Source organism: Rhizobium sp. SU303 (assembly GCF_021052345.1).
Taxonomy (GTDB): Bacteria; Pseudomonadota; Alphaproteobacteria; order Rhizobiales; family Rhizobiaceae; genus Rhizobium; species Rhizobium laguerreae.
This window is the reverse complement of the sequence record NZ_CP088095.1, coordinates 1,014,566-1,037,090: the sequence shown is the minus strand read 5'-3', so window position 1 is coordinate 1,037,090 and position 22,525 is coordinate 1,014,566. Positions and strand designations below refer to the sequence as shown.

The window sequence follows — 22,525 nt, the reverse complement described above, 5'->3', positions numbered from 1 at the left end:
CCTTTTCGTTGGCCATAGGAAGAAACCGGGGAAAATCCCTCTATTCTTCACGCCATCGCGCCAGATTGGCACAGCTTGCACATTCTGACGGGCACAACGGGCCGTTGCAACAATAGTTCCGTGTATATCGACTCTCAGCGCGCTGGAGCAGCTGTCGGGTCCGCAATCGGGATAGGCGGCCCTACTCATCTTCAGTCGTCCGGCCCGAGGAACGCTTGCCAGGTGCGGCAGTTTCGATGCATCCGGCGATGCCGTGCAGGAAGGTCTTGCCATGACTGACCTGGCGCTGTTTTGAGAGGCGCGGAACCTAGATCGCGCCGATTTCCTTGAGTTTCTTCAGCACCGCCTGGTTCGGCTCGCCGTCTTCGGGCAGGTTGTAGTGCTTCTGAAAATGGCGGATGGCCGCGCGGGTCTGCTCGCCGGCGACGCCGTCCACGCCGACATTGGCATAGGCCATGTTGGAAAGACCCTTCTGGATCTTCAACACCAGGTCGACATTGGTGATTTGGCTTGATGGAACCTGCTTTGCTGCCGATGGAACCGTTTTGACGGTCTTCTCGGCGCTGCGGATCGCCGCTGCTACCGGGTCTTCCGCCGCCGCCTTCGAGCTGACGTCCTCGGGCGGCTTTTCGGCGGGCACGGTCGAGGGGCCGGCGGCATCGGTCTTCAGCGCCGCCAGCACCTCCGGCGTCGGATCGCCGGTCTGGGTCATGCCGACGGTCTCTTCGAAGAAGAGAATGGCCGCACTGGTGCGGGGGCCGATGATGCCGTCGGGTATGCCGTTATAGAGGCCGCGGCGCACAAGCTGCTGCTGGATGTCCATGACGAGCTGGCTCGGCTGCTGGCCGGGTGCGGCAGGCGCCGGTGTCGCGTTGGTGGCGGCGGTATCCTGCGGCCGTTCGATCCGGAAGGTGGTGACGTCACCCTGTTGCTCCTCGGCCGGACGGCGGGCGCCGAGCACGGTCGGAGACTGCGGATCGCGGGTGCGGAAGATCGGATGCGGATGCAGGCCCGGCTGATACCAGAGCGCATTGGCGGCGACGAAAGAGAAGATGACGGCGAAGGTGATCGTGCCGCCGGCGACCGACGGATTGCGGCCGATGACGCCGCCGAGCACGGAGGCGCCCTGCAGGCCGAGCCCGCCGAGGGCGGCGGCGCCTGACATCAGAAGGCCCGGCTGCTGCCGTTTTCCCTTAGGCGATTTTCGCTTGCGCGCGGCCATCGAAACGCCCCTCTTCCAACTCTACACCGCTATTGACCGCGCCCTTCAGCCGCGGCGGAAACTCGACAGTCGCGCCATGACCGGCGTCTTCGGCGTGCTGTGCACCCGAGCCGTCCGCGGCGATCTCGATCGTGATGATCGTGCCTTCGCCCGGCTGGCTGGCGATGGCGAAATGCCCACCATGCAGCGCCACCAGCCCCTTGACCAAGGAGAGACCGAGGCCGGAGCCTTCGAAGCGGCGGGTGTAATCGTTCTGGATCTGGACGAAGGGCTGGCCAAGCAATGCCAGCTTGTCGGCCGGGATGCCGATGCCGGTGTCGCTGACCGTCAGCTTGAGGATGCCGTCGCGCGCTGCCGCATCGACCGAGACGACGCCTCCGGCCTCGGTGAACTTTATGGCATTGCCGACGAGGTTGATGAGGATCTGCTGGATGGCGCGCTGATCGGCGACGACCTCGCCGAGGCCGCGCTGAATACGGCTCGTCAGGGTGAGGCCCTTGGTCTTCGCCTGCAATGCCAGCATCGATTCGCAGGATTTGACGGAGCTTGATATATCGAAGCCTTCGAGGATCAGCTCGTAGCGACCGGCTTCGATCTTGCTCATATCGAGCATGGTGTTGACGACGGACAGCAGATGCGCGCCGGATTCGCGGACCAGGCCGACATATTCGCGCTGACGGTCGTTTTCAAACTTGCCGAAATATTCGCCGATCAGGATATCGGAAAAACCGAGAATGGCGTTCAGCGGCGTGCGCAGCTCATGGCTGACGGCCGCGAGGAAGCGCGATTTGGCATCATTTGCGGATTCGGCATCAGCCGCGCGGTTCTGGGCTTCGTCACGCAGCTGCTGCTCGACGGAGACATCGCGCAGCTGGGCAATGATGGCGGCAAGCTCGCCGTCGGCATCGCGCCGGGCCGTCATGTCCATTCTCAGATAGGCAAACTGGCGCTGATCACGCGAGACCGAGGGCCGGTCGAGGCGCAGGTCGACGCTCTGAGCATCCTCGCCCCGGCGCAGGCCATCGAGCGCCTGCAGGAAAAGAATGCGGTCGGAGACATGCACCTGCTCGAGGAAGCCCCTGCCCTTGGGATCGCGCATCCAGGCGAGGAAATCGCGCCGGTCGCGACCACCGACGGTCGCCACACTGCCATGCGGGTCGAGGAAGAAGACGAGGCCCGGGGTGGCGGCAAGGAAGAAATCCTCGGCCGACTGCGTGGCGATACCGGCGGACGAACCCTGACGGGCGAGCGCGATGCTGCCGACGGCGGAAAAGAGAAAGGCGGCGCAGACCATGGCGACACCTGCCGGCAGCGCCACGGCCGGACTGGTGACCGCGGAAAGGCCGATAGGAGCGGCAACGAGAGCGGCCGACGAGAACAGCACGAGGCGGCGCAGGATCGCGAGCTCGCGTTGGCGCACGGCTTCACCGCCGCCCGTCCGGGAGAGCCAGCTTGTCGCTGCCCGGTCTACGAGGGCCGTCATCCAGCCGCCAATGTTACTCAATACACGCACGCAATACCCGCCCGAAAGGCTGTCTATCGATCCGGACAATAGGCCTTGGCGACTTAAAGAAAGGATAAGGCAAAAGCGCTGTTCACAGCCTGAAACGGCTGAAATTCTCGTTTTGAAGCATCTGGAAGGCTCTTTGCCTTTTGTGGTTAATAGGGGGTAAGCGACGGATTTTCCTCATATTTCAGCATTGCGTTAACTCCTGTGGCAAGGCGAGCCGGCAAAAGTCCTGCAATTGCAAGCAGGTGCTGCCCTGATGCTTAACGGCGATCGCTCGCATTCGACTAAAATGCGGCTCAAATGCCGTTCGCTAAAATTTGAACTAAATTTGCCGCAAATGCGCGTGAGTTTCGAAAAGCGGCATTCGCAACTTGGCGGTAGGGTGAAAACACACCGGACAACCGGCCTGATTCGGCGACAAGAACCGGACGGGGAAAACAGGATGGGCAACGACAATGTGGTTTCTGATCAAAGGATCCTTCTGGTTTGGCCTCGTGCTCGTGCTTCTTTCCGTCTTCAGCACGGAGAGTTCCGACAAGCTCGCCAACGGCCCGCAATTGCAGCTTTCCGACGCGTTCACGGCGGCAAGCGGCGCCTACGACTATTTGACCGGCATGTGCTCGGAGAAGCCCGAGGTCTGCGCCAAGGGCACCGAGACCCTCACCGCGCTCGGCTACCGGGCCCGCGAAGGCGCCCGCGTTGCCTATGAACTGCTCGACAGCCAGTTCAAGGACGAGGCGCCGGCAACCGCAAAGCTTGCCGAACCGCAGATGCCGGTGGCGCTCAACATGCCTTCCCTCACCACGCCTGCCATCCAGGAAAAGGTGCGCGAGGCAAAGGCCGCGCTCAACCAGCCGATGCCTTACCGTCCGCCGGTCGAGGACGACGCCTCCCCTGAGGCGGTGGTGACCGGCGCCATTCCGCTGCCGACGCCGAAGCCGGCGACCTGACCCTTAACCAGCTTGCATCGGTGGTCCGCATGACGCGGAGATGCCCCATGCCTGACGTGCCTGCCCTGTTTAATTCAGCATGTTGCTGCGCCGTGAGGATGCCCATTCCTCACGGCGTTTCTTTTTAACGGTTCAAATCTGCCGGTCTTTCACCTATATGCAGTCTTAGAGCACTTCCTGACGCATTCCGGACGCAAAACCGCTGCGCACCTTTGCTGGAACTGCTTTAATAGTGAAAGGTTCCGCATGGCATCCCTCGACCAGATCATCGACGACTTCGCTTTCCTGGACGATTGGGAAGACCGCTACCGCTATGTCATCGAACTCGGCAAGGCGCTGCCCGACTTGGCGGAGGAGAAGCGTACCTCCGAGAATAAGGTGATGGGCTGCGCCAGCCAGGTGTGGCTGGTGAGCCATACGGCGGGCGATCCCGACAATCCCGTCATGAGCTTCGAGGGTGATTCCGACGCCCATATCGTGCGCGGCCTCGTCGCCATCGTGCTTGCCACCTATTCCGGCAAGACGGCCTCCGAGATCGCCGGGCTCGATGCCTTCGAGATATTCTCGAAGATCGGCCTGGTGGAGAACCTGTCATCGCAGCGTTCGAACGGACTGCGGTCGATGGTGAACAGGATCCGCGAAGAGGCAAGAGTCCGCGCTGCGGCTTGACCGTACTCGTGGCTGGCCTGCTTTGAGGGCCACAGGACGGGCGAGCGGGTCGGTGCCGGCTCTGCAATCGAGTACATTAACACTTGCTCATAGTATAGGAATACATTCTAAGCCTGTCGGCAAAGCATAAGACGGGACCGCTTAGGCTGTCGTGGCGTCCGGCCGAAACGGGCCGGCCGGTCGACCATCCGACTCCGTTTGAGCCAACAGAATGCTTCAATCTAACCCGGAAAGGCTCTAAATATCGGACCGAGTATTTCTTCGTCTTGAAAAAGCACACAAAAAGCCGGGCACAAGACCCGGCTTTTTGTCGTCGATGCTTTCGAAAAAGCTCAGCCGCGGCCGCGCTTGCGGCGCTGCCCGAGGCCCATTTCCTTTGCCAGGCGCGAACGCGCTTCGGCATAAGCGGGCGCTACCATCGGGTAATCGGTCGGCAGGTCCCACTTCTCGCGGTATTCTTCCGGCGAGAGGCTGTGATGCGTCATCAGGTGACGCTTCAGGGACTTGAAGTTGCCGCCGCATTCCAAACACGTGATCTGCTCGTCCTGTACGGACTTGCGGACAGAAACTGCAGGCTTCTGCTTTTCGACGATCGCCGCAGCAGGCTGCGGTACGGACGTGTTGCTCAGTGCCGAATGCACGTCGGAAATCAGATTGGCCAGGTCGCTGACCGGTACAACATGGTTGCTGACATAGGCCGCGACGATGTCGGCTGTCAGTTCCACAAGCAGCTCCGGCGCATTGCCGGTCGCTATATCCGTCATATTCTTTCTCCTGTTAGCATGCTCAAACGGTCTTTGACTGACACGCCAAAGACCCGCCTCGTAGAAGCGAACAGCAAAAGCACAGGAAGCGACCTTCTGTTTCGAAAAACGCGAAATCCACCCCTAGATTCCGAAGAGCGTGACCTGTTCTTATACTGCCTGACTGGAAACCACTACGTCATGCCCCAGGCGATGGCCTCAGTTTAGACATTAAAAATCAAAACTGAGGGACTTGGAAGCAGTACGATTGCAATCCACAATCAGAACTCTACTTGCATTTTCAAATACCATCGTTTGGTCGAAAGGCCAATTATTATTTGTCGTTTTTCTTGAGAAAAAATGACAGATGAAGAATTGAGGGGCTCTTCGGCAAGCTTTACTCACAGCTTCCTGTGCATAAGTTTTGCATAAATCTGGTAAAGTCCCCGAACAGCATAGGCTCAACGATCCCTGATATCGTCACGGACCGAGAGTGCACCGAGATCATATCCCGAACGATGGGCAGCTCTGGCAAGCAGGTGGGCAGACACCGGCGCCGTCAGCAGGAAGAAGACGAAACCGGCAATGGCGCGGGCGAGAATCGCCGGGTCCTCTGAATAGAGGCCGGCGGCAAGGAGCAACAGGCCGGAGCCGACAGTGCCCGCTTTCGAGGCCGAGTGCATGCGCGTATAGAGATCGGGCAGCCTGACCAGGCCGATCGCCGCCGCAAGCGCAAAGAAAGCACCGGCAATCAGCAGCAGGGCGGTGACGGCAGCCACCATATAATCGATCATCGCTTCTTCCCCCCTGCCCGGCGCTTTTGCGTGTTGCCGTTTGCCGCAGCGGCGGGCGGCTTCGATTTGATGTTGCCGCGCGACAGCACGAATCGGGCGAAGGCGACTGTCGCCAGGAAACCGACGAGGCCGAGCGAAATGGCGATATCGATATAGAGCGAAAACCCGGTCTTGACCGCGATGACGGCGATGAAGCCGATGGCGATGCCGGTCAGCATGTCGAGGGCGAGGATCCGATCCGGCAATGTCGGACCGGCAACGACGCGCCAGACGGTCAGAATCAGCGCCAGGCCGAGAATGACGAGTGCGGCCGAGGATGCGAGTGCGACGATGGCGGCAGGTGTGATCACCGGAAGGCCTCCATGATCTTGCGTTCGAAACCGTTGGCGATATCACGCTTGGTCGTCTCGGGATCGGAACAATCGAGCGCGTGCACATAGAGCGTGCGGCGATCTGCAGAGACGTCGACCGAAAGCGTACCGGGTGTCAGCGTGATGAGGTTTGCGAGCAAAGTGATCTCGAAATCGCTCGTCACCGTCAGCGGGAAGGCGAAGATGCCGGGCTTCAGCTTCATATCGGGCGAGAGGACAGTGACCGTGACCTTCCAGGCCGACAGCGACAATTCCTTCAGGAACAGAGCGGCGAGCGAGAGCACCGGGAGGACACGGGGGATATGCCCCTTGCCGCCGAATGACTCGCGGATGATGACCAGCGCCAAGGCCCCGAGCAGCAAGCCGAGGACGAGATTGTGCAGCGAGGCGCTGCCGGTAACAGCGACCCAGGCAATGGCAAGCAACAGGTTGAAGAGGAAGAAGATCACGGCGCGCGCCCTTCCGGGAAGACCGAATGAAGATAGGCCTGGGGATCGGCCAGGCCGGCAGCGGCCGATTGCGACAGCGCCAGCAACTGTTCCGGCAGGATGCCAAAACCGACGACCAGCGCTGTCAGTGCCGCGAGCGGCAGGCCCGTGCGCCACCTGGCCCCGGGCGGCCTCCGGGCTGTCGGCGACGATGCTATCGGCGTCGGAGCTATCGGCGCCGGGCGCCAATAGGCGAGCAGGAAGAGACGGCCGAAGGCAATCGTCGTCAGAAAACCGCCGAGGAGGATCGAGGCCGCTAACCACCAGGCACCGAGATCAAGCGAGGCCTTGACGAGAATGACTTTCGGCCAGAAGCCCGAAAAGGGTGGCAGGCCGCAGGCGGCAAGGAAGAGCACGAGGGAGAGCGCGGTAAAGCCGCCGCTTTGCCTGTAGAGCCCGCCGAGGGCCGAGAGAGAAAAGCCGCCGCCGCGCCGGGCGATCTCGCCGGCGGCAAGATAAAGCGCCGTCATCAGCACCATGGAATGGATCGCATAGAAGACAGCGCCGCTGATGCCGCCAAGGCCGCCGAGTGCGACGCCCGCCAGCATATTGCCGATGCCCGATATGACGACATAGCCGAACAGCCTACGGATATCGTTTTCGGCAAGCGCGCCGAGAGCGCCGACGACAATGGTCGCGACGGCGGCGAGCGCGATCACCAGGCTCAATTCCTGGCGCTCCATCGGCAACAGCATGACCATCACCCGGATCAGCGCGTAGATGCCGACCTTAGTGAGCAGGCCGGCAAACAGCGCGGAGACCACGATGCGCGGCGTATGGTAGGCGGCGGGCAACCAGAAATTGACCGGGAAGGCTGCCGCCTTCATGCCGAAGGCGAGCAGGAAGAGGCTTGCCAGCGTCATCAGCGGCGCCGTGCCGCGCAAATCCCCGGTTTTTGCAGCGATATCGGCCATATTGAGCGTGCCGAAGGCGGCATAGAGAATGCCGACGCCGACCAGAAACAGGGTCGTGGCAATCAGATTGAGCACCGCATATTTCAGCGCGCCGTCGATCTGCTCACGTTCGGAACCAAGGATGATCAGCCCGAAGGAGGAGATCAGCAGCACCTCGAACCAGACATAGAGATTGAAGATATCGCCGGTGAGAAAGGCGCCGGTGACGCCGGCCATCAGCAGCATCAGCAGCGGGAAGAAGCCGTATCGCCGGCCGCTTTCGCCGATATCGGCCAGCGCATAGATGCCACCGGCGAGTGCGGCCAGAGCTGCGGTGAAGGCCATCAGCGCACCGAAGAGATCGACGGTGAAGGCAATGCCGAAGGGCGGCAGCCAGCGGCCCATGACCATGGTCAGCGGCCCGTCGGCCGCGACCTTGGCAAGCAGCGCCGCATCGATCAGCGCCAGCGCCGCAAGACCCGGAATAGCAAGCCAGGCCTGCAGGCGGGGATAGCCGCGCAGCATCAGCAGGACGGCGCCGAGCGTGATGCAATGGGCGACCGGCAGGATGGCAAGCCAATGACCGATCGGCACCGGAGCGGTGATCAGGGCGGCGGAGAGATCGACGGTGGCGGTGGGGGCGGCCATGCGATTAGGTTTCTTTTCCGGTCGGCGAGGCTTGCTCCCTCTTCTCCCCAGCGGGGAGAAGGTGGCCCGAAGGGTCGGATGAGGGGGGCCACACGACACACGTCATCCTTCGTTGTGGCAAAAACATTGCCCTTCGCTTACGCTTCGGGCGTTCGTCGCGAATGCTCCTCACCCCCCTCATCCGCCCTAACGGGCACCTTCTCCCCGCTGGGGAGAAGAGGGAAGTTGCCGGTGCTTCAGCCCAAATTCGCATGTCCATCCTCAATACCCCAATGGTGGCAGCGGCCGGTCGTCGGGCTCGGCGGCGCGCATGTCGCTGGTGTTGTCGGTGCCGAGGTCCTGATAGGCGCGGTAGGTCAGCACCAGCAGGAAGGCGAGGAAGGAGAAGGAGATGACGATCGCGGTCAGGATGAGGGCCTGCGGCAGCGGGTTGGCCGCGCCTGCGGGCAAGCTGTCGAGACCCGCTGGGATGATCGGCGGCACCTCGCGCGTCAGTCGGCCGCCGGTAAAGAGCAGCAGATTGACGGCGTTGCCGAGGATGGCGATGCCGAGCATGATGCGGATCGAGAATTTCGACAGCATTAGATAGATGGCGGCGGCGAAGAACAGACCGACGAGGATCGCCAGAAGCGGCTCCATCATTCCACCTCCTTTTCCTCGAGCGCCAGTGCGATCGAGGTGATGGCGCCGAGCACGACAAGATAGACGCCGACATCGAAGAGCATGACGCTGGACAGCGGCACCTCGGCGCCGAAAAGCGTCGGATAGATCCAGAGGCCGGTCATGAAGGGAACGGCAAACAGGATGGAGAGAAGACCGGCCACGGTCGACAGCAGCAAGCCGAAGCCGGCAATCGACAGCGGATGGAAAAACAGCGCCCGGCGAACGGCGCCAACGCCGCGGGCAATGCCGTAGATCGCTAGTCCCGAGGCAGCGATCAGCCCGCCGATGAAGCCGCCGCCCGGCTCGTTATGGCCGCGCAGCAGCACGAAGACGGAAAAAAGCAGCATCAGCGCGGTGAGAAACGGGGCGGCGGTGCGGAAGATGAGGGTGTTCACGCGCTCAACCCTCCGCCGCGGGATCGTTGGCGGCAAGCTTGCGCTCGCTGCCGGCGCGGATGCGGATCAGCGCCAGGATGGCAAGGCCGGTGACCGCGACGACGGCGATTTCGCCAAGCGTGTCGGTGCCGCGGAAATCGACGATGATGACGTTGACGACATTGGCGCCGTGGGCGATCGATTTGGAATAGGTGTTGAAGAAAGCCGTCAGCGCGTCGTTGAACGGTGCCTCGGTTGCCCGCATCAGCAGAAGCGTGAAGCCGAGGCCGCAGGCAAGCGCCAGCGCGCCGTCGAAGAGCTTGCGGCCGAGCGGCCGCTGATCGTCGGGCGAGAGACGAAGCCTGGTCATGACCAGGGCGAGAATCACCACCGAAAGGGTTTCGACCATGAACTGGGTGAAGGACAGATCCGGCGCGCCGAACAGCAGGAAGATGATGGCGACGGCGAAACCCTGGATGCCGAGCGAAACGATCGCCGTCAGCCGGTCGCGGGCGACGAGCACGGCGGCCAGGCCGAAGGCGGCGATCAGGAAGACCGCCCATTCATGCAGCCTGACATCGGTCGGCCAGGCCGGCAGACGCGGCAGCTCGCCATAGACGACGAGCGGGACGATGAGGATGGCGGCAACGCAGAGGAAGGTGCAGGTGACGTAGATCTCCAGCCGCCCCGGCTGCAGCACACGCATGACGCGGCCGGAAAAGCGGACAAGGCCCGATACAGCGACATCAAAGCCATGGTCCGGCCCAGGTCCGGCCGCGCGCAGGAAGACGGCCATCAGGAAACGGGCACGCGCGAGTTGCCAGTAGACGCCGATACCGAGCAGCACGGTCAGGGCGGAGAGCGCCAAGGGCAGGCCGATATGCGGCGTCAGCGAAATGTCGATTTGGACGGGTGTCTGGCGGATGGCGGATGCGATCGGCGAGGACAGGACGGTATGGGTAAAGCCCGGAAAGATCGCCGCGAGCAGGCCGAGGACGGCGAGAAAGGCCGGGCCGAGCCAAAGCAAGACGGGGGCTTCGTGCGGAGGTTTCGGCGTCTCCACCGGCTGGCCGAGGAAGGGTTTCAGCGCCACGGCGAAGGCGACAGCAAACATCAGCGCATTGCCGAAGACAGTGATGGCGGCGAAAGTAATCGTGCGGACATCGCCGCCGACGAGTGCGGTATAGATCTCCTCCTTGGCCAGGAAGCCGAAGAAGGGCGGCAGGCCGGCCATGGAGAAGGCCGCCGCAAGCGCGATGATCCAAGTGAGCGGCATCGCCCGCATCAGGCCACTGAGCCTGGTGATATCGCGCGTGCCGGTCTCGTGATCGATGATGCCGGCGACCATGAAGAGCGCGCCTTTGAAGAGGGAATGTGCCACCAGATAGAGTGCTGCCGCCTCCACTGCATGGTCAGAGCCGAAGCCGATCAGCATGACGAGCAGGCCGAGCGAGGAGACGGTGGTATAGGCGAGCTTGAGCTTCAGGTCGGTCTGGCGGATGGCAAGCGCGGTGCCGACCACCAGCGTCAGCCCGCCGAAGAAGGGCAGAAGGATTTCCCATGCAGGGGTTGCTCCCATGACTGGGTTGAGCCTCATCAGCAGATAGACGCCTGCCTTCACCATGGTGGCCGAATGCAGATAGGCCGAAACCGGCGTCGGCGCCTCCATGGCGTTCGGCAGCCAGAAATGAAAGGGAAACTGCGCCGACTTGGTGAAGGCGCCGCCGAGGACCAGGATGAGCGCAGCCAGATAGAACGGGCTTTCGCGCACGATATCGCCGGCGCCGACGAGCCGCGACATCTCAGTGACGCCAGAGATGTTCCAGAGCAGCAGCAGGCCGGCCAACAGGCAGAGCCCTCCCCCGCCGGTCACAACAAGCGCCTGCAGGGCGGCGCGGCGAGCCGCCTCACGCTCGTGATCGAAACCGATCAGCAGGAAGGACGTGATCGACGTCAGTTCCCAGAAAATGAAGAGCATCAGGAAACTGTCGGAAACGACGACGCCGAGCATCGCGCCCATGAAGAGGAAGATGAAGGAGAAGAAGCGGCCCTGATCCTTGTGTCCTTTGAGGTAGCCGCCGGCATAAAGCACGATCATGGTGCCGATGCCGGTGATCAGCAGCGCGAAAGCCAGCGACAGGCCGTCGAGGAACCAGGAGAAAGAGAGATGATAGCTCGGCACCCAGGAATAGCCGCCTGTAACAACCTCGCCGCGCGCGATCTGAGGAATGAACCGCAGGAAATGCAGGAAGGCGAGCAAGGGAGCGATCGCCAGGAGCCAGGCACCGTTTGCGCCGAAGGTGCGGATGACGAAGGGAGCAGCAAGAGCGCCGGCGAGCGGCAGACACAGGGCCAGAAATGTCAGAGCCGTGACATCGGCCATGTCTTCTCCTCTACTGGATAACGCCTTAAACCGGAATCGATTCAAGGAATGAAATTATGCAGCAATTCAAAGCGGTACAGCATCCTTTGCGCCTGAAAAGACGCGCGACACCGGAAAGGCAACAGACGAAAGCCGGCGAAAACCGGCCTGTCTTCTGACTTAGGCGAAACGAGGGAGTGTCTCAAGCGATTTCGGCCGGTCCGGCGAAGCAGGCGATCTTCGAAGCCGATCAGGCCGTCGATCGGGAAAGACGCGTCAGCAGCCGGGCGATGCAACCGTGCAGGATGAAGACCAGAAGCGTCAGCGGCCAGAGCAGGCAAGCGAGGAGCCCGGCGAGACGATGAAGCGTCAAGCCGTCATGGTTGGCCCAGCCTTCCAAAAGTGTGACCGCCATGGCTGCCACGGCCACAAGGCCGTAGAGCAGGACGATTGCTGCCTCAAACACCAGTGATTCTCCAATGCACGCAACATTAACCCTAACAGAAAACCCCTAACGGATGTAAAAGCAAGCCTCTTCCCCCAATTGGGTATGCGGCCAATCTCATGGCGCGCCGCGGGAGACTTGATGAAGTGAACGCGGCGCACCACATTTTCTCGCGAAACGGAACCCGCCCCTCGGCGAAAGGAGCACCCCATGTCCGAAACTGCGACCACCGCCAAGATCCACAAGACCGACGCCGAATGGAAAGAGCAGCTCACCCCCGAGCAATACCGCATCACGCGCCAGCACGGCACCGAACGCGCCTTCACCGGCCCCTACTGGGATTCGTTCGAGACGGGGCTTTACCGCTGCGTCGGCTGCAACGCGCCGCTTTTCCGCTCCGACACGAAATTCGATGCCGGCTGCGGCTGGCCGAGCTATTTCGAAGCGGTGTCGCCCGAAGCGGTGATCGAGCATCGCGACACGACCCACGGCATGGTGCGCACCGAAATCCGCTGCGGCAGCTGCGATGCCCATCTCGGCCACGTCTTTCCGGACGGCCCACCGCCGACCGGCCTGCGCTATTGCATCAACGGCCACTCCATGGTGTTCGAGCCTGGGAAATAGGCCTGAACCTGCGATCGGCATCTGCCGATCCCGCGGCCATGAGGAGACTAAGCGCGACGGAAATTTCCGTGCCACCATGGACGACATGGTAGCGGCGGCCGCCAGGTGGTCGGCCGCCGCCCTCGTTTCGATCAGCTTCTGATGGCGATGCGCCTGACCTGTGACTGCGCCTTTTCGGTCTTGGGCAAGGTGACGGTCAGGACGCCGTTCTTGAAGGTGGCGTCGACCTGATCTTCCTTGACCTCGGTGCCGAGCGGGATGCGCCGCTCGAAGCGGCCATAGTAGCGCTCCGAGAACTGCTTCTCCTTGTCTTCCGTCTCCGAACGCTTTTCGCCCTTCAGCGTCAGAACGCCATCATCGAGAATGACCTCGATGTCCTTTTCCTCAAGGCCGGGGACTTCGGCCGTCACCTTGATATCCTTATCGGTGTCGGAGATCTCGACACTCGGCCAGCCGGCACCGAAACCGCTGGCGCCCCGCAGTGACGGCAGGCCAGAGCCGAAGCTGCGGAAAGCATCGTCGAACAGACGGTTGACCTCGCGATGGAGCGACAGGAAAGGATCATGGTCGTCCTCGCGGAGGAGACTCGGAACCTGGTGGCCGTTGTTGCGGCCCCAAGGAATCAAATCACGAACACTCATGGCTTACTCCTTTCTGGTGGTTCTTGGGCATTCCTGACGGCTCAGGCTGCCTGCGTCTCGGCCTCGATCTGCTTGGTCTCGGCCTTCGGCATTGCATTTCCAGTTCCGATCTCGATCTGGCGCGGCTTCATCTCTTCAGGAATTTCACGCTTGAGATCGATGGTCAGCAGACCGTTGACGAGGCCGGCATCCACGACCTTGACGTGGTCGGCCAATTCGAACCGACGCTGGAAGCTTCGACTAGCAATGCCGCGATGCAGATATTGAACATCTTCGCCGTTCGCCTTCTGCCCTGAGACGACGAGCATGTTCTGCTCTTGGATGATCGCCAGTTCGTCCTGCGAGAAGCCCGCCACTGCCATGGCGATGCGGTATTCGTCCTCGCCGGTTTTGACGATATCGTAAGGCGGCCAGTTGTCGATTGTCTCGGCGCGGCTTGCAGCCTCGAGTGCGTTCAACATCCGCTCGAAGCCGACGCTCGACCGGATCAGGGGAGAGAAATCGAGGTTTGTCCTCATAGCCATATCCTCCTTACAAGCAACATGGATACAGGAGACGCCAAGAGCGACAGGCGTCTCCTGGACCTGTCGATCCCTGCTCGGCGATCGACAATACTGATATAATTCAGCAGCTTACCGTTTCAAGAGGAGAGAATTTCTCAGCGAAAAATTGCTTTCTTCGAAGGCACCACCATATCTGGGCTGAGCTTGAGAGAGGAGAAATGGTTATGACAATGACTTCAAAGGACGTCATCGCCGTCCTCGGGCCCGCCGATGAAACGCTCGTGGCCGAGGTCATCGCGACAGGCGCCACCCAGGCTGAACTCGCCGAGGCATTTGCGTGGGCCAGCAACGACGAAGCCTTGATGGGTGAAGGCCGGCCTCTGGCAACAGGCAGGGTTGCTGCGCTTGTTGATCTGCTGAGTTCGGATGAAGAGGAACCGGAATAGGAAAGGCGGATGACCCGCCTCTCCCCCACCGATCCGTCATGCTATCGTGAGCACCTGAACATTGCCGTGGCGATCCATTACATCGACCACGACCTGGCGTCCCGACCGGCGAATGGCGACGTCAGCCGAGCCATTACCGATCAACAGGCCGCTGCATTCCGTTCGCTACAGCCACCAGCGGCTGATCGGACCGAACGAATGGCGTCGCGTCACGGGCGAGTTACGATTGCACTAAATCGAATACGACAGTCCCCCAGCCAGATCGTTGCGTGCCTTACCAATCGCTCGGTCGCGGCAACCCCAACCAATCAATCGTGATCGGCAGGGCATGGCCAAGTCGAGGGTACCGAGAGGCCGGGGGGCAGCTTGGTCGAGGCATCGCCGCAGGCAAGGTCGATCTGCGCCTGTTCGAGCCCGGCGGCGCCCGAGAGGTCGAGGCCTTCGATGCGGGTCAGGAACATGAAGGCGCGCTCGAAGGTCGCCGGGCCTTCGAAGGTGGCCTTGGAGAGATCGGCGCGGGAGAGATTGGCGAAAGAGAATTTCACCCCCGTCAGCACCGCCTTGTCGAAATCGGCGCGGCCGAGTTCAGCCTTTTCGAAGCTCGCGCCGGAGAGCTGGGCGCCGGCGAAATTGGCGCGCTGCAGCTCGGCGCCAGCAAAGGAGGCGCCCTCGGCGGCGACATTGGCGAAGCTGGATCGGTAGGCCTCGATCTTGGCAAAATTGGCGCCTTCGGCGTGTGCGCCCTCCAGAGAGGCGCGCACCAGCGTCGCTTTCTCCAGATTGGCGGATTTGACGTTGGCGCCGGCGAGATCGGTCAGCGAAAAATCGGTGCCGACGAGATTGGCGCCTTCGAGATCACTGCCCTGTAGCATCAGGTTTTTCTTGGTGCATTCCTGCCAGTCGAGCTTCGGCTCGGCCAGACTGCTGCAATCGGCGGCCCGTGCGGCAATTGGCGGAAATGCCAGAAGGACGAGGGCAAGGAGACCGAGCGACGATCCGTGCATTGCCATTGAACAGTTCACCCCCATGACGCTTTCAGGCCGCCTTTCGCGAAGCAGCCTTCCATTTTCTTACACAGCTCAGACTACAATAAAAAGATGGCGCGCGCCGTTCACAATGGATTGCGGTCCGGATTTGCCAGGCAGGCGGATCAATCCACCTTGCCGGGCAGGCGAAGCTCCATGCAGGTGAGGTCCAGCCAGCGGCCGAACTTGGTGCCGACTTCGGAAAATCTGCCGGCGATGCGGAAACCAAGTTTTTCGTGCAGCCTGATCGAGGCTGCGTTCTCAGCCTCGATGCCGGCAATCATCACATGGATATTGCCGGCCGCAGCACGCGTGATCAGCTCCCGCATCAGGCGCTCGCCGATGCCCGCACCGCGGCAATCCTTGTCGACATAGACGGAATGCTCGACCGTGTGGCGGTAGCCGTCGAAAGGCCGCCAGTCGCCATAGGAGGCATAGCCGGCGACCTTGCCCGACATTTCGGCGACGATGACGGGAAAGCCGCGCGCCTTGCGCGCCCTGAACCATTCCAGCCGATTTTCAAGATCGACCAGCGTGTCGTTCCAGATCGCCGTGGTGTGCTCGACCGCATGATTGTAGATATCGCGGATGGCGGAAAGATCGGCTTCGGTGGCGTCGCGGAGGAGGACAGCGTCTGTCATGATGCTCGGGTTCATATTGTTTGCGAAGGTGGGCATACGCCGCGCCTGCAAAGATGTAAACGGCGGATGCGAAAGACCGACGACCTCCGGCACATCAGTCGTTCAGAGGCCCGGCGCCGACAGGCTGAAACAGGTGAAGACGGCCGAATAATGCACGGCCGCGGCGGTGACGACGAAGCCGTGCCAGATGGCGTTCTGGAAGCGCAGCTTCTCCCAGACGTGGAAGATGACGCCGAGCGAATAGATGACGCCGCCGATGACGATCAGCAGCATGGAGGCGGCGGGAATGCGCGAGGCGACGGGCTCGGCCACCAGCACGCCGCTCCACCCCATGGCGAGATAAAGCAGGATGGCGAGACGGTCGAAACGCCCGGGAAAGACGCATTTCAGGAGAATGCCGACAGCGGCAAACAGCCAGATCGCGACCAGCATGAACAAGAGCAGCGGATCGTCGGCGCCGCGTTCGAGGAAGGGCGTATAGGTGGCGGCGATCAAGAGGAAGATCGCCGAATGATCGAAGCGGCGCAGATACCACTTCGTGCGCGAGACCGGCCAGGCGTTGTAGGAAAAGGAAATGGCAAGCGTCAGCACCAGCCCGACGCCATAGATCCAGGCGGCAGCGAGCGCGCCGTAGGAGCTCCAGACCGTGGCGTAGAAGATCAGCACGGTGGCCCCGATCAGGGCCAGCACGAGACCGACGCCATGAACGATACCGTCGGCGATCAGTTCGTATCTATCATAAGCCCAGCGAATGCCGTTGAACTCGCCCATGCACGCCCAATCCGTTTCATACTCCGGTTGCAATCGTCGCATCGAACGGACGGGCGCGCAACTGCGGCAAAGCGCACCGGCGGTAAATCTTCGTGACAGGCAGCAGGGCGCAAAGTCAAACCTTCTGACGGTCAACCAGCACCGAGCATTTGGCATGGCGCACGACCCGATCGGCAGTGGCGCCGATGAAGTAGTTGGAAAAGTCGGGAACGTGCGAGGCGACGATAATCAGATCGGCGCCGTGGGTTTCGGCGGCCGAGATGATCGCTTTGGCAGGCGGGCCGTTGCGGATCTCGACAGTTGCCGCAACACCGGCTGCGGCGACCAGTGCTTCCAGCTGCCCGCGGCTGTCCTTCATGACGTCCTCGACCATATTGGCCGGCAGTTCGATCGCGACATAACTCGGCACATCCTCGACGACGTTGAGCGCGATGATCTCGCCGCCTTCGTCGAGCAGGGACGCGGCCTTGCGAAGGATTTTTTCTCCCTTGTCGATGCCGCCGAGCGCGATCGCTACGATGATCTTCCTGTACATGGCTTCCCTCCATGACTGAGATGCATAAGTTTCCTCTTATGGAGATATGAACGCATTGATCGCGATCAAGTGGGCGCAAGTCATCGTCAACATCTGTTCAACGCTTCATCGTCAAAAACGCATCTTCTGTGAACAATTGGAATGCGCCATATAGGGGTCAAGTACGGCAGCCGAGGGGAGATCAGAAGCGAATGAACCGGCGAAACTTCCTCGGGCTTGCCACGGGCGGCGTGTTTGCCGCCATCGCCGGTACGCCTTCTATCCTACGGGCCAATTCAGAGGCAGGAGAACAAGCCATGACGACCGAAACTTCCTATGCGCTGACGCGGCCCGCCTATATCGACCAGTCGCATCTGGTCGTGACCGACCTCGGTCTGGTTTCCGGCTTCTATCAATCGATGCTTGGCCTGAAAGTCATCGAGAAGACGGCGAGCGGCGAAGTGCTGGGTGTCGGCGATCAGCCATTGCTGACGCTGACCACCGCCAAGAATGCGACCATCGCGCCGCGCAATGCCGCCGGCCTTTTCCACACCGCCTTCCTGATGCCGGATCGGACCGAACTGGCACGCTGGCTGCGCCATGCGGCACAGAATAACGTCGCGCTCGACGGCGCGTCGGACCATCTCGTCAGCGAAGCGATCTACCTTGCCGATCCCGAAGGCAACGGCATCGAAATCTACGCCGACCGGCCGCACGAACAATGGAAATTCCATGAGGACGGCATGGTGGAGATGGCGACGCTGCGCCTCGACCTGCAGGCGCTCTACAACAGCGCGCCTGATGAGCGCTGGGACGGCATGGCTGCGGGAACGGCAATCGGCCACCTGCATCTGCAGGTCGGCGATATTCCACAGGCCGACGCCTTCTACCGCGACGTCCTCGGCCTCAAGCTGATGGCGCGCTATCCGGGCGCGAGCTTCTTTGCGAGCGGCGGCTACCATCACCATCTCGGCGCCAATATCTGGAACAGCCGCGGCGCCATGGCACGCGCCGGCAATATGACCGGGCTGTCCGACTACAAGATTCGTTTCAACGACAAGGCCACGCTGGATGCGGCCGTCTCCAAGCTCGATGCGCTGGAGATCAACAGCGAGAAGCGCGACGGCGGCATCTTCCTGAAAGATCCGTGGGGCATCGGCCTAACGCTGTCGGCTTGATCCGAAGACGCTATCGGACCTTCTCGGCGCCCGATGGTGTCGTCACCTGCGTCGGCCCACCACCATTTCCGCTCGGCGATGGTGAGCGGTCCACAGCTTCCGGAGGCCTTGCTGCGCCGGAGACAGGATCGTTGTTGAAGGTGCCGGGGCCGAATGGTTGTGCATTGATCGGATCCGGCTTCGTCGAGGCCGTCGTCGTCGGGTCATTGTTGCTGGGATTGGGCCAAATCGCAACACTCACGCCAGCAATGATGAGGACTGCCGCTCCGGCCCAGATGACCGTCCAACTCCACCACCGGCGCTGTTCGGCAGCTTTCAGCGTCGCCTCGTCTGCATAAGGTGGATCGGCCGTATAGGTCTTGACGGCTTTTGTCTGATCGGGATCTTCAATCATGGCCTTCACTCCTTCTCGGGCCGAACGCCTGCGACTGTGACGTTGTTCCGGCGGGACAGCTCAAATTCTACGCTGTTGCCGACGATGTTGGCGGCGCCTTTTCGCTGGCGAATTTCACGCTCGCCAAGCCGCCGGAAGGTCTGCTCGGCTCAACAACGGGTTGCGCAGCCGCGACGCCATCACACCTCACGGAACCGGAACCCTATCGGCGCGTTTCCGTGGGGAAGCAATGGGGCTTCGGGGACCTCACCGCATGGGCATCGCCAATGGCATCCGCAAACAAGCAAAGAAGATCGCCATCGGCGAACGCCACACCAGCGCATGGGCACAATCGCTGAAGGAAGCTGCGGAAGAACTGCCGCCGCCGCCGCTGCACCGGCTGGAAAAAGACGGGCTCGATGTCAGCATGGCCTGGGCGATCATCGGCATCTTCGGCATTCTCTTCCTTGCGGCCGTCTACCTGATGTCGCTGATCCTCATCCCGATCACACTTGCCGTCGTCGTCGGCATGATCCTTGGCATGGCGGCGGAAAAGCTCGGCAAGATGGGGGTGCCGCGGCTTGCCAACGCCTTCATCCTTTCAAGCAGCGTGGCGCTGGTGATCTTCCTGTTGATCAACTCACTCGCCGACCCGCTGATGACGCTTGCCAATGAGGGCCCCGCCTTCGCCGAGCGAACCATAAACCGCGTCATGCCTTATCTGGAGCGCATCACATGGCTGCATATCACGCCGGCGACATTCAAAAGCGAGTCGATGTCGATCGGTGCGCTGCTCGAAAACACTGGCAACGTGCTGCACGTGGTGACAAGTAGCCTGACGCCGGCGCTGGTGCAGGGACTGATATTTTTTGCGGCGCTGCTGTTCTTCCTCGCTGGTCGGGTCAACCTGCGCAAGACGATCATCATGACCTTCCGCACCCGCACGCAGCGCCTGGCGGCAATCCGCGTCATCAATGCCGTCGAGCAGGTACTCGGATTTTATTTCGCAACGGCCTCGCTGATCTATGTTGGGCTCGGCGTCGTCATGACCGTCATCGCCTATGCAGGCGGGCTGTCGGCCCCGGTGCTCTGGGGCTTCTTTGCCTTCCTGTCGAGCTTCATCCCTTATCTCGGCATCACGCTGATGACGCTTGCTGTCGCCATCGCCGGCATCCTAACTCATGATGGCATCCTCATCGGCCTAATGCCGGCCGCAGCCTTCTTCACAGTGCATCTCCTCATGGAGAACCTGATCTTCCCCGCGGTGATGGGACGGCGGCTGGAAATCAATCCCTTCGTCGTCTTCCTCGCCATCCTGTTCTGGACATGGATGTGGGGTGCCGTCGGCGCCATGCTGGCACTGCCGCTTTCACTGATTGTCATGACCGTTATCGACGAACTGCTGATCGAGGAAAAGCCGCAGCCGCAATTGCCGAAATGATCAACCGGGGGAACGTCCGTGGCATCTGATCTCGATCTTACCGAATCCGATCACGACCAGATGGTGAGCGGCCGTTCTCTCTGGGGAAAAAGCGGCATAAGGCCGGAATGGCGGCCGATCGAGCAGAGTTTTGCCACCGACGTCGCCGTGATCGGCGGCGGCATCACCGGCGCATTGGTCGCAGAACATCTGACGGCGCGGGGTTTTTCCGTTGCGGTCATCGACCGGGAGGAGCCCGGCTTTGGCAGCACCGCGGCGAGTACGGCGATGCTGCAATGGGAAATCGACAGCACGCTCAGCGAACTCGAGGATTATTACGGCTTCGAGCGCGCGGCCGGCATCTACCGCCGCAGTGGTGCTGCGGTCGCCGGCCTTTCCAAGCTCATCGCCGCCAACGGCATCGCCTGCGGCTTCCGGCCGCGCAACACACTCTATCTCGCCGCCAACTGCGAAGGCGCGCGCAACCTCAGGGAGGAGCGCCAGCTTCGCCGCCGGGCCGGCCTGCCCGGCGTCTATCTCGAACATCCCGATCTCTTCACACAGTTCGAGCTTGATCGGGATGGCGCGATCTATTCGCCGGGTTCGGCGGAGGCCGATCCGCTGCTTCTGACCTGGGCCTTGATCGAGATGGCGGTGCGGCGCGGCGCGCTACTGGTCAACGCTCCCGTGACCACGCTTCACAGCGAAGGCGATCATGTCACGGCAGTGACCGATGGAGGCCACGTCATCGAGGCGCGGCATGTCGTGCTGGCGACCGGCTATTCGATGCCGGGTCTCGACATGCCGAAGCTGCACCGCTCGAGTTCTAGCTGGGCGTTCGCCACCGTGCCGCAAGACCCGGCAAATTTCTGGCGCGACAGGGCGCTGATCTGGGAGGACAGCCATCCCTATCTCTACATGCGAACGACGGCGGACAATCGCATCGTCGCCGGCGGCGAGGATGACGAGACCATCGATGCCGAGGTACGGGATCGGAAGCTGCCGGCCAAGATCAAGGCAATCCAAGAGAAGATGAAGCGGCTGTGGCCGAAGGCGGATACGCGGGTGGAACACGCCTGGTGCGGCACTTTCGGCGAGACGGCCGACGGTCTGCCGCTGATCGGCCCGGTGCCGGAGATACCGCATGTGTTCGCAGCCTATGGCTACGGCGGCAACGGCATCACCTTTTCCTATCTCGCCGCGCAGATGATCGGCGCCATGCTCGCCGGCATGCATCGCGACTGGTTCGAGGATTTCGCGCTCGACCGCGACGGACCGGGTTCCAGAACGCTGCATGAGCGCTTTCGACCGCCGGAGATAGCGCTGCGTTAAACGAAAAAGCGCTTCTGGCCGTTACTGCGTCGTCTTGTCGTCACCAGTGTCCTCGACATCCCCGAGGCGGACGAATTGCGTGCCCTTGGCCTTGAGATCGACCAGTGCCTTGGCTACCCCCTCGCCGGCCGCATGGGTCGGCTGGTTGATGTGGGAGATGACGACGTCGCCGTCCTTGGCCGAGGCGATGCGCTTTTCGGTGATGCCAGCTCCGAGCAGCGAGCCGCCGTCGCCATTCACCGAATAACCGGCAATGCGATAGCCCATGGCACGGATCTCACCGATGGCGGAAAGATCATATTTGGCAGTCGAGCCGCGGAACCAGTGCGGCGCCGGGAGGCCGGCTGCGACCATGGCGGCGGCACCGCCTTCGACTTCCTGCCGCACCGCCTGCGGCGAACCGGCAGACGCGATGCCATAAATTAGAGCCGGCGTATCGACGGCCGGAATATGGTTCTGGCCGTGGTTTTCGAGTTCGAAGAGATCGGGATTCTGCAGGAACACGGCGACCGTAGCGGGGTTGCGCTTCAGCCAGCGGGCGGTGACGAAGATCGTTGCCGGGATGCGTTCCCGCACCAACGTGGAAAGGATGCGCTCGTCCGCCTGGCCCATGCAGGCATCGAAGGTCAGCGCAATGCGGGCATGGCCCGCGATATTGGAACGGGCGATATGCAGATGCGGCTCGACGAGTTTTAGCGCCGGCACCTTCGGGGCCGGATCGACTGCAGCCGGGACCGGACTGACTGCAGCCGGGACCGGACTGACCACGGCTGAAGCGGGCAGCGCTGACGGAGTTTCGTCGGCGAATACAGCCGAGATGCTGACGAGAAGGAACGCCGAAGCGAGCAGGATGCGGTTCATATAACGGGTTTCTATGGCTCGAGCTGCCGACTTTAGCGGCGGCTCTCCCCCGGCGCCATGCGGC

At 61.8% G+C, this 22,525-nt stretch carries 26 protein-coding genes and 1 pseudogene; 8 read left to right on the top strand and 19 right to left on the bottom strand.

Features of this window, described 5'->3' with window-relative positions:
* Positions 1–307 precede the first annotated feature (307 nt).
* On the bottom strand, positions 308–1,222 hold the full coding sequence (locus RlegSU303_RS05225) for a peptidoglycan-binding domain-containing protein (protein ID WP_017959634.1): 915 nt from the start codon (positions 1,220–1,222) through the stop codon (positions 308–310).
* Positions 1,194–2,774: a sensor histidine kinase gene (locus RlegSU303_RS05220; RefSeq protein WP_017959633.1), complete on the bottom strand. Its 1,581-nt coding sequence runs from the start codon at positions 2,772–2,774 to the stop codon at positions 1,194–1,196. Before RlegSU303_RS05220 ends, RlegSU303_RS05225 begins: the two co-directional genes overlap by 29 nt.
* Before the next feature lie 413 nt (positions 2,775–3,187).
* Between RlegSU303_RS05220 and RlegSU303_RS05215 the strand changes: the two genes are divergently transcribed.
* Together RlegSU303_RS05215 and RlegSU303_RS05210 are read left to right on the top strand one after the other, a co-directional pair.
* Positions 3,188–3,682, top strand: coding sequence for a DUF5330 domain-containing protein (locus RlegSU303_RS05215; RefSeq protein WP_017959632.1), 495 nt, complete (start codon positions 3,188–3,190; stop codon positions 3,680–3,682).
* A gap of 246 nt (positions 3,683–3,928) precedes the next feature.
* A complete protein-coding gene (locus tag RlegSU303_RS05210) occupies positions 3,929–4,351 on the top strand; it encodes a SufE family protein (protein ID WP_017959631.1) in 423 nt (140 codons plus the stop codon).
* A gap of 332 nt (positions 4,352–4,683) precedes the next feature.
* Here the strand turns inward: RlegSU303_RS05210 and RlegSU303_RS05205 are convergent, their stop codons facing one another.
* The 9 genes from RlegSU303_RS05205 to RlegSU303_RS05165 all read right to left on the bottom strand — a co-directional run bounded on the left by RlegSU303_RS05205 (position 4,684) and on the right by RlegSU303_RS05165 (position 12,153).
* Positions 4,684–5,115, bottom strand: a complete 432-nt coding sequence (locus RlegSU303_RS05205) for a MucR family transcriptional regulator (protein WP_003557810.1) — start codon at positions 5,113–5,115, stop codon at positions 4,684–4,686.
* A 440-nt stretch (positions 5,116–5,555) separates the two neighbouring features.
* Positions 5,556–5,888, bottom strand: coding sequence for a monovalent cation/H(+) antiporter subunit G (mnhG, locus tag RlegSU303_RS05200; RefSeq protein WP_094086399.1), 333 nt, complete (start codon positions 5,886–5,888; stop codon positions 5,556–5,558).
* Positions 5,885–6,238: a cation:proton antiporter gene (locus RlegSU303_RS05195; RefSeq protein ID WP_017959629.1), complete on the bottom strand. Its 354-nt coding sequence runs from the start codon at positions 6,236–6,238 to the stop codon at positions 5,885–5,887. The genes mnhG and RlegSU303_RS05195 overlap by 4 nt, the downstream gene beginning before the upstream one ends.
* On the bottom strand, positions 6,235–6,708 hold the full coding sequence (locus RlegSU303_RS05190) for a Na+/H+ antiporter subunit E (RefSeq protein WP_017959628.1): 474 nt from the start codon (positions 6,706–6,708) through the stop codon (positions 6,235–6,237). The genes RlegSU303_RS05195 and RlegSU303_RS05190 overlap by 4 nt, the downstream gene beginning before the upstream one ends.
* Positions 6,705–8,288, bottom strand: coding sequence for a Na+/H+ antiporter subunit D (locus RlegSU303_RS05185; RefSeq protein WP_017959627.1), 1,584 nt, complete (start codon positions 8,286–8,288; stop codon positions 6,705–6,707). Before RlegSU303_RS05185 ends, RlegSU303_RS05190 begins: the two co-directional genes overlap by 4 nt.
* A 261-nt stretch (positions 8,289–8,549) precedes the next feature.
* Entirely contained in the window at positions 8,550–8,927 is a 378-nt protein-coding gene (locus tag RlegSU303_RS05180; protein WP_043294676.1) for a Na+/H+ antiporter subunit C, read from the bottom strand.
* Positions 8,927–9,346, bottom strand: coding sequence for a Na(+)/H(+) antiporter subunit B (locus tag RlegSU303_RS05175; protein WP_017959625.1), 420 nt, complete (start codon positions 9,344–9,346; stop codon positions 8,927–8,929). Before RlegSU303_RS05175 ends, RlegSU303_RS05180 begins: the two co-directional genes overlap by 1 nt.
* Positions 9,347–9,350: 4 nt before the next feature.
* On the bottom strand, positions 9,351–11,708 hold the full coding sequence (locus RlegSU303_RS05170) for a putative monovalent cation/H+ antiporter subunit A (RefSeq protein WP_017959624.1): 2,358 nt from the start codon (positions 11,706–11,708) through the stop codon (positions 9,351–9,353).
* A gap of 229 nt (positions 11,709–11,937) precedes the next feature.
* Entirely contained in the window at positions 11,938–12,153 is a 216-nt protein-coding gene (locus RlegSU303_RS05165) for a hypothetical protein (protein WP_017959623.1), read from the bottom strand.
* 189 nt (positions 12,154–12,342) lie between these two features.
* Here RlegSU303_RS05165 and msrB point away from each other — a divergent pair, with 189 nt between their 5' ends.
* Entirely contained in the window at positions 12,343–12,756 is a 414-nt protein-coding gene (gene msrB, locus RlegSU303_RS05160; RefSeq protein ID WP_017959622.1) for a peptide-methionine (R)-S-oxide reductase MsrB, read from the top strand.
* 131 nt (positions 12,757–12,887) lie between these two features.
* Here the strand turns inward: msrB and RlegSU303_RS05155 are convergent, their stop codons facing one another.
* Together RlegSU303_RS05155 and RlegSU303_RS05150 are read right to left on the bottom strand one after the other, a co-directional pair.
* Complete coding sequence (locus RlegSU303_RS05155) at positions 12,888–13,397, bottom strand: Hsp20/alpha crystallin family protein (RefSeq protein WP_017959621.1); 510 nt, start codon at positions 13,395–13,397, stop codon at positions 12,888–12,890.
* Positions 13,398–13,438: 41 nt separating this feature from the next.
* Positions 13,439–13,915 (bottom strand): Hsp20 family protein, encoded by a 477-nt coding sequence (locus tag RlegSU303_RS05150; RefSeq protein ID WP_094086403.1) that lies wholly within the window; start codon positions 13,913–13,915, stop codon positions 13,439–13,441.
* A gap of 209 nt (positions 13,916–14,124) precedes the next feature.
* On the opposite strand from RlegSU303_RS05150, the gene RlegSU303_RS05145 reads away from it, so the two are divergent.
* On the top strand, positions 14,125–14,346 hold the full coding sequence (locus tag RlegSU303_RS05145; protein ID WP_231283550.1) for a hypothetical protein: 222 nt from the start codon (positions 14,125–14,127) through the stop codon (positions 14,344–14,346).
* A 139-nt stretch (positions 14,347–14,485) separates the two neighbouring features.
* Positions 14,486–14,581 (top strand): annotated as a pseudogene (locus RlegSU303_RS05140) (aspartate-semialdehyde dehydrogenase); the annotation flags it as partial.
* 73 nt (positions 14,582–14,654) lie between these two features.
* On the opposite strand, the gene RlegSU303_RS05135 reads toward RlegSU303_RS05140, so the two are convergent.
* The 4 genes from RlegSU303_RS05135 to RlegSU303_RS05120 all read right to left on the bottom strand — a co-directional run bounded on the left by RlegSU303_RS05135 (position 14,655) and on the right by RlegSU303_RS05120 (position 17,318).
* Positions 14,655–15,356 (bottom strand): pentapeptide repeat-containing protein, encoded by a 702-nt coding sequence (locus tag RlegSU303_RS05135; protein ID WP_017959618.1) that lies wholly within the window; start codon positions 15,354–15,356, stop codon positions 14,655–14,657.
* Positions 15,357–15,496: 140 nt separating this feature from the next.
* Entirely contained in the window at positions 15,497–16,048 is a 552-nt protein-coding gene (locus tag RlegSU303_RS05130; RefSeq protein ID WP_017959617.1) for a GNAT family N-acetyltransferase, read from the bottom strand.
* A 66-nt stretch (positions 16,049–16,114) separates the two neighbouring features.
* Positions 16,115–16,783, bottom strand: coding sequence for a PAQR family membrane homeostasis protein TrhA (gene trhA / locus RlegSU303_RS05125; protein ID WP_027665105.1), 669 nt, complete (start codon positions 16,781–16,783; stop codon positions 16,115–16,117).
* Positions 16,784–16,898: 115 nt separating this feature from the next.
* Positions 16,899–17,318: a universal stress protein gene (locus RlegSU303_RS05120; protein WP_017959615.1), complete on the bottom strand. Its 420-nt coding sequence runs from the start codon at positions 17,316–17,318 to the stop codon at positions 16,899–16,901.
* A gap of 191 nt (positions 17,319–17,509) precedes the next feature.
* Here RlegSU303_RS05120 and RlegSU303_RS05115 point away from each other — a divergent pair, with 191 nt between their 5' ends.
* On the top strand, positions 17,510–18,475 hold the full coding sequence (locus RlegSU303_RS05115; RefSeq protein WP_445944749.1) for a VOC family protein: 966 nt from the start codon (positions 17,510–17,512) through the stop codon (positions 18,473–18,475).
* A 10-nt stretch (positions 18,476–18,485) separates the two neighbouring features.
* Here RlegSU303_RS05115 and RlegSU303_RS05110 read toward each other — a convergent pair whose 3' ends face one another.
* Complete coding sequence (locus RlegSU303_RS05110) at positions 18,486–18,869, bottom strand: hypothetical protein (RefSeq protein ID WP_231283548.1); 384 nt, start codon at positions 18,867–18,869, stop codon at positions 18,486–18,488.
* A 253-nt stretch (positions 18,870–19,122) separates the two neighbouring features.
* Between RlegSU303_RS05110 and RlegSU303_RS05105 the strand changes: the two genes are divergently transcribed.
* Complete coding sequence (locus tag RlegSU303_RS05105; RefSeq protein ID WP_017959612.1) at positions 19,123–20,289, top strand: AI-2E family transporter; 1,167 nt, start codon at positions 19,123–19,125, stop codon at positions 20,287–20,289.
* 18 nt (positions 20,290–20,307) lie between these two features.
* Entirely contained in the window at positions 20,308–21,600 is a 1,293-nt protein-coding gene (locus RlegSU303_RS05100; RefSeq protein WP_231283547.1) for an NAD(P)/FAD-dependent oxidoreductase, read from the top strand.
* Between the two features lie 21 nt (positions 21,601–21,621).
* Here RlegSU303_RS05100 and RlegSU303_RS05095 read toward each other — a convergent pair whose 3' ends face one another.
* Positions 21,622–22,461, bottom strand: coding sequence for a polysaccharide deacetylase family protein (locus RlegSU303_RS05095; protein WP_231283546.1), 840 nt, complete (start codon positions 22,459–22,461; stop codon positions 21,622–21,624).
* Positions 22,462–22,525 lie beyond the last annotated feature (64 nt).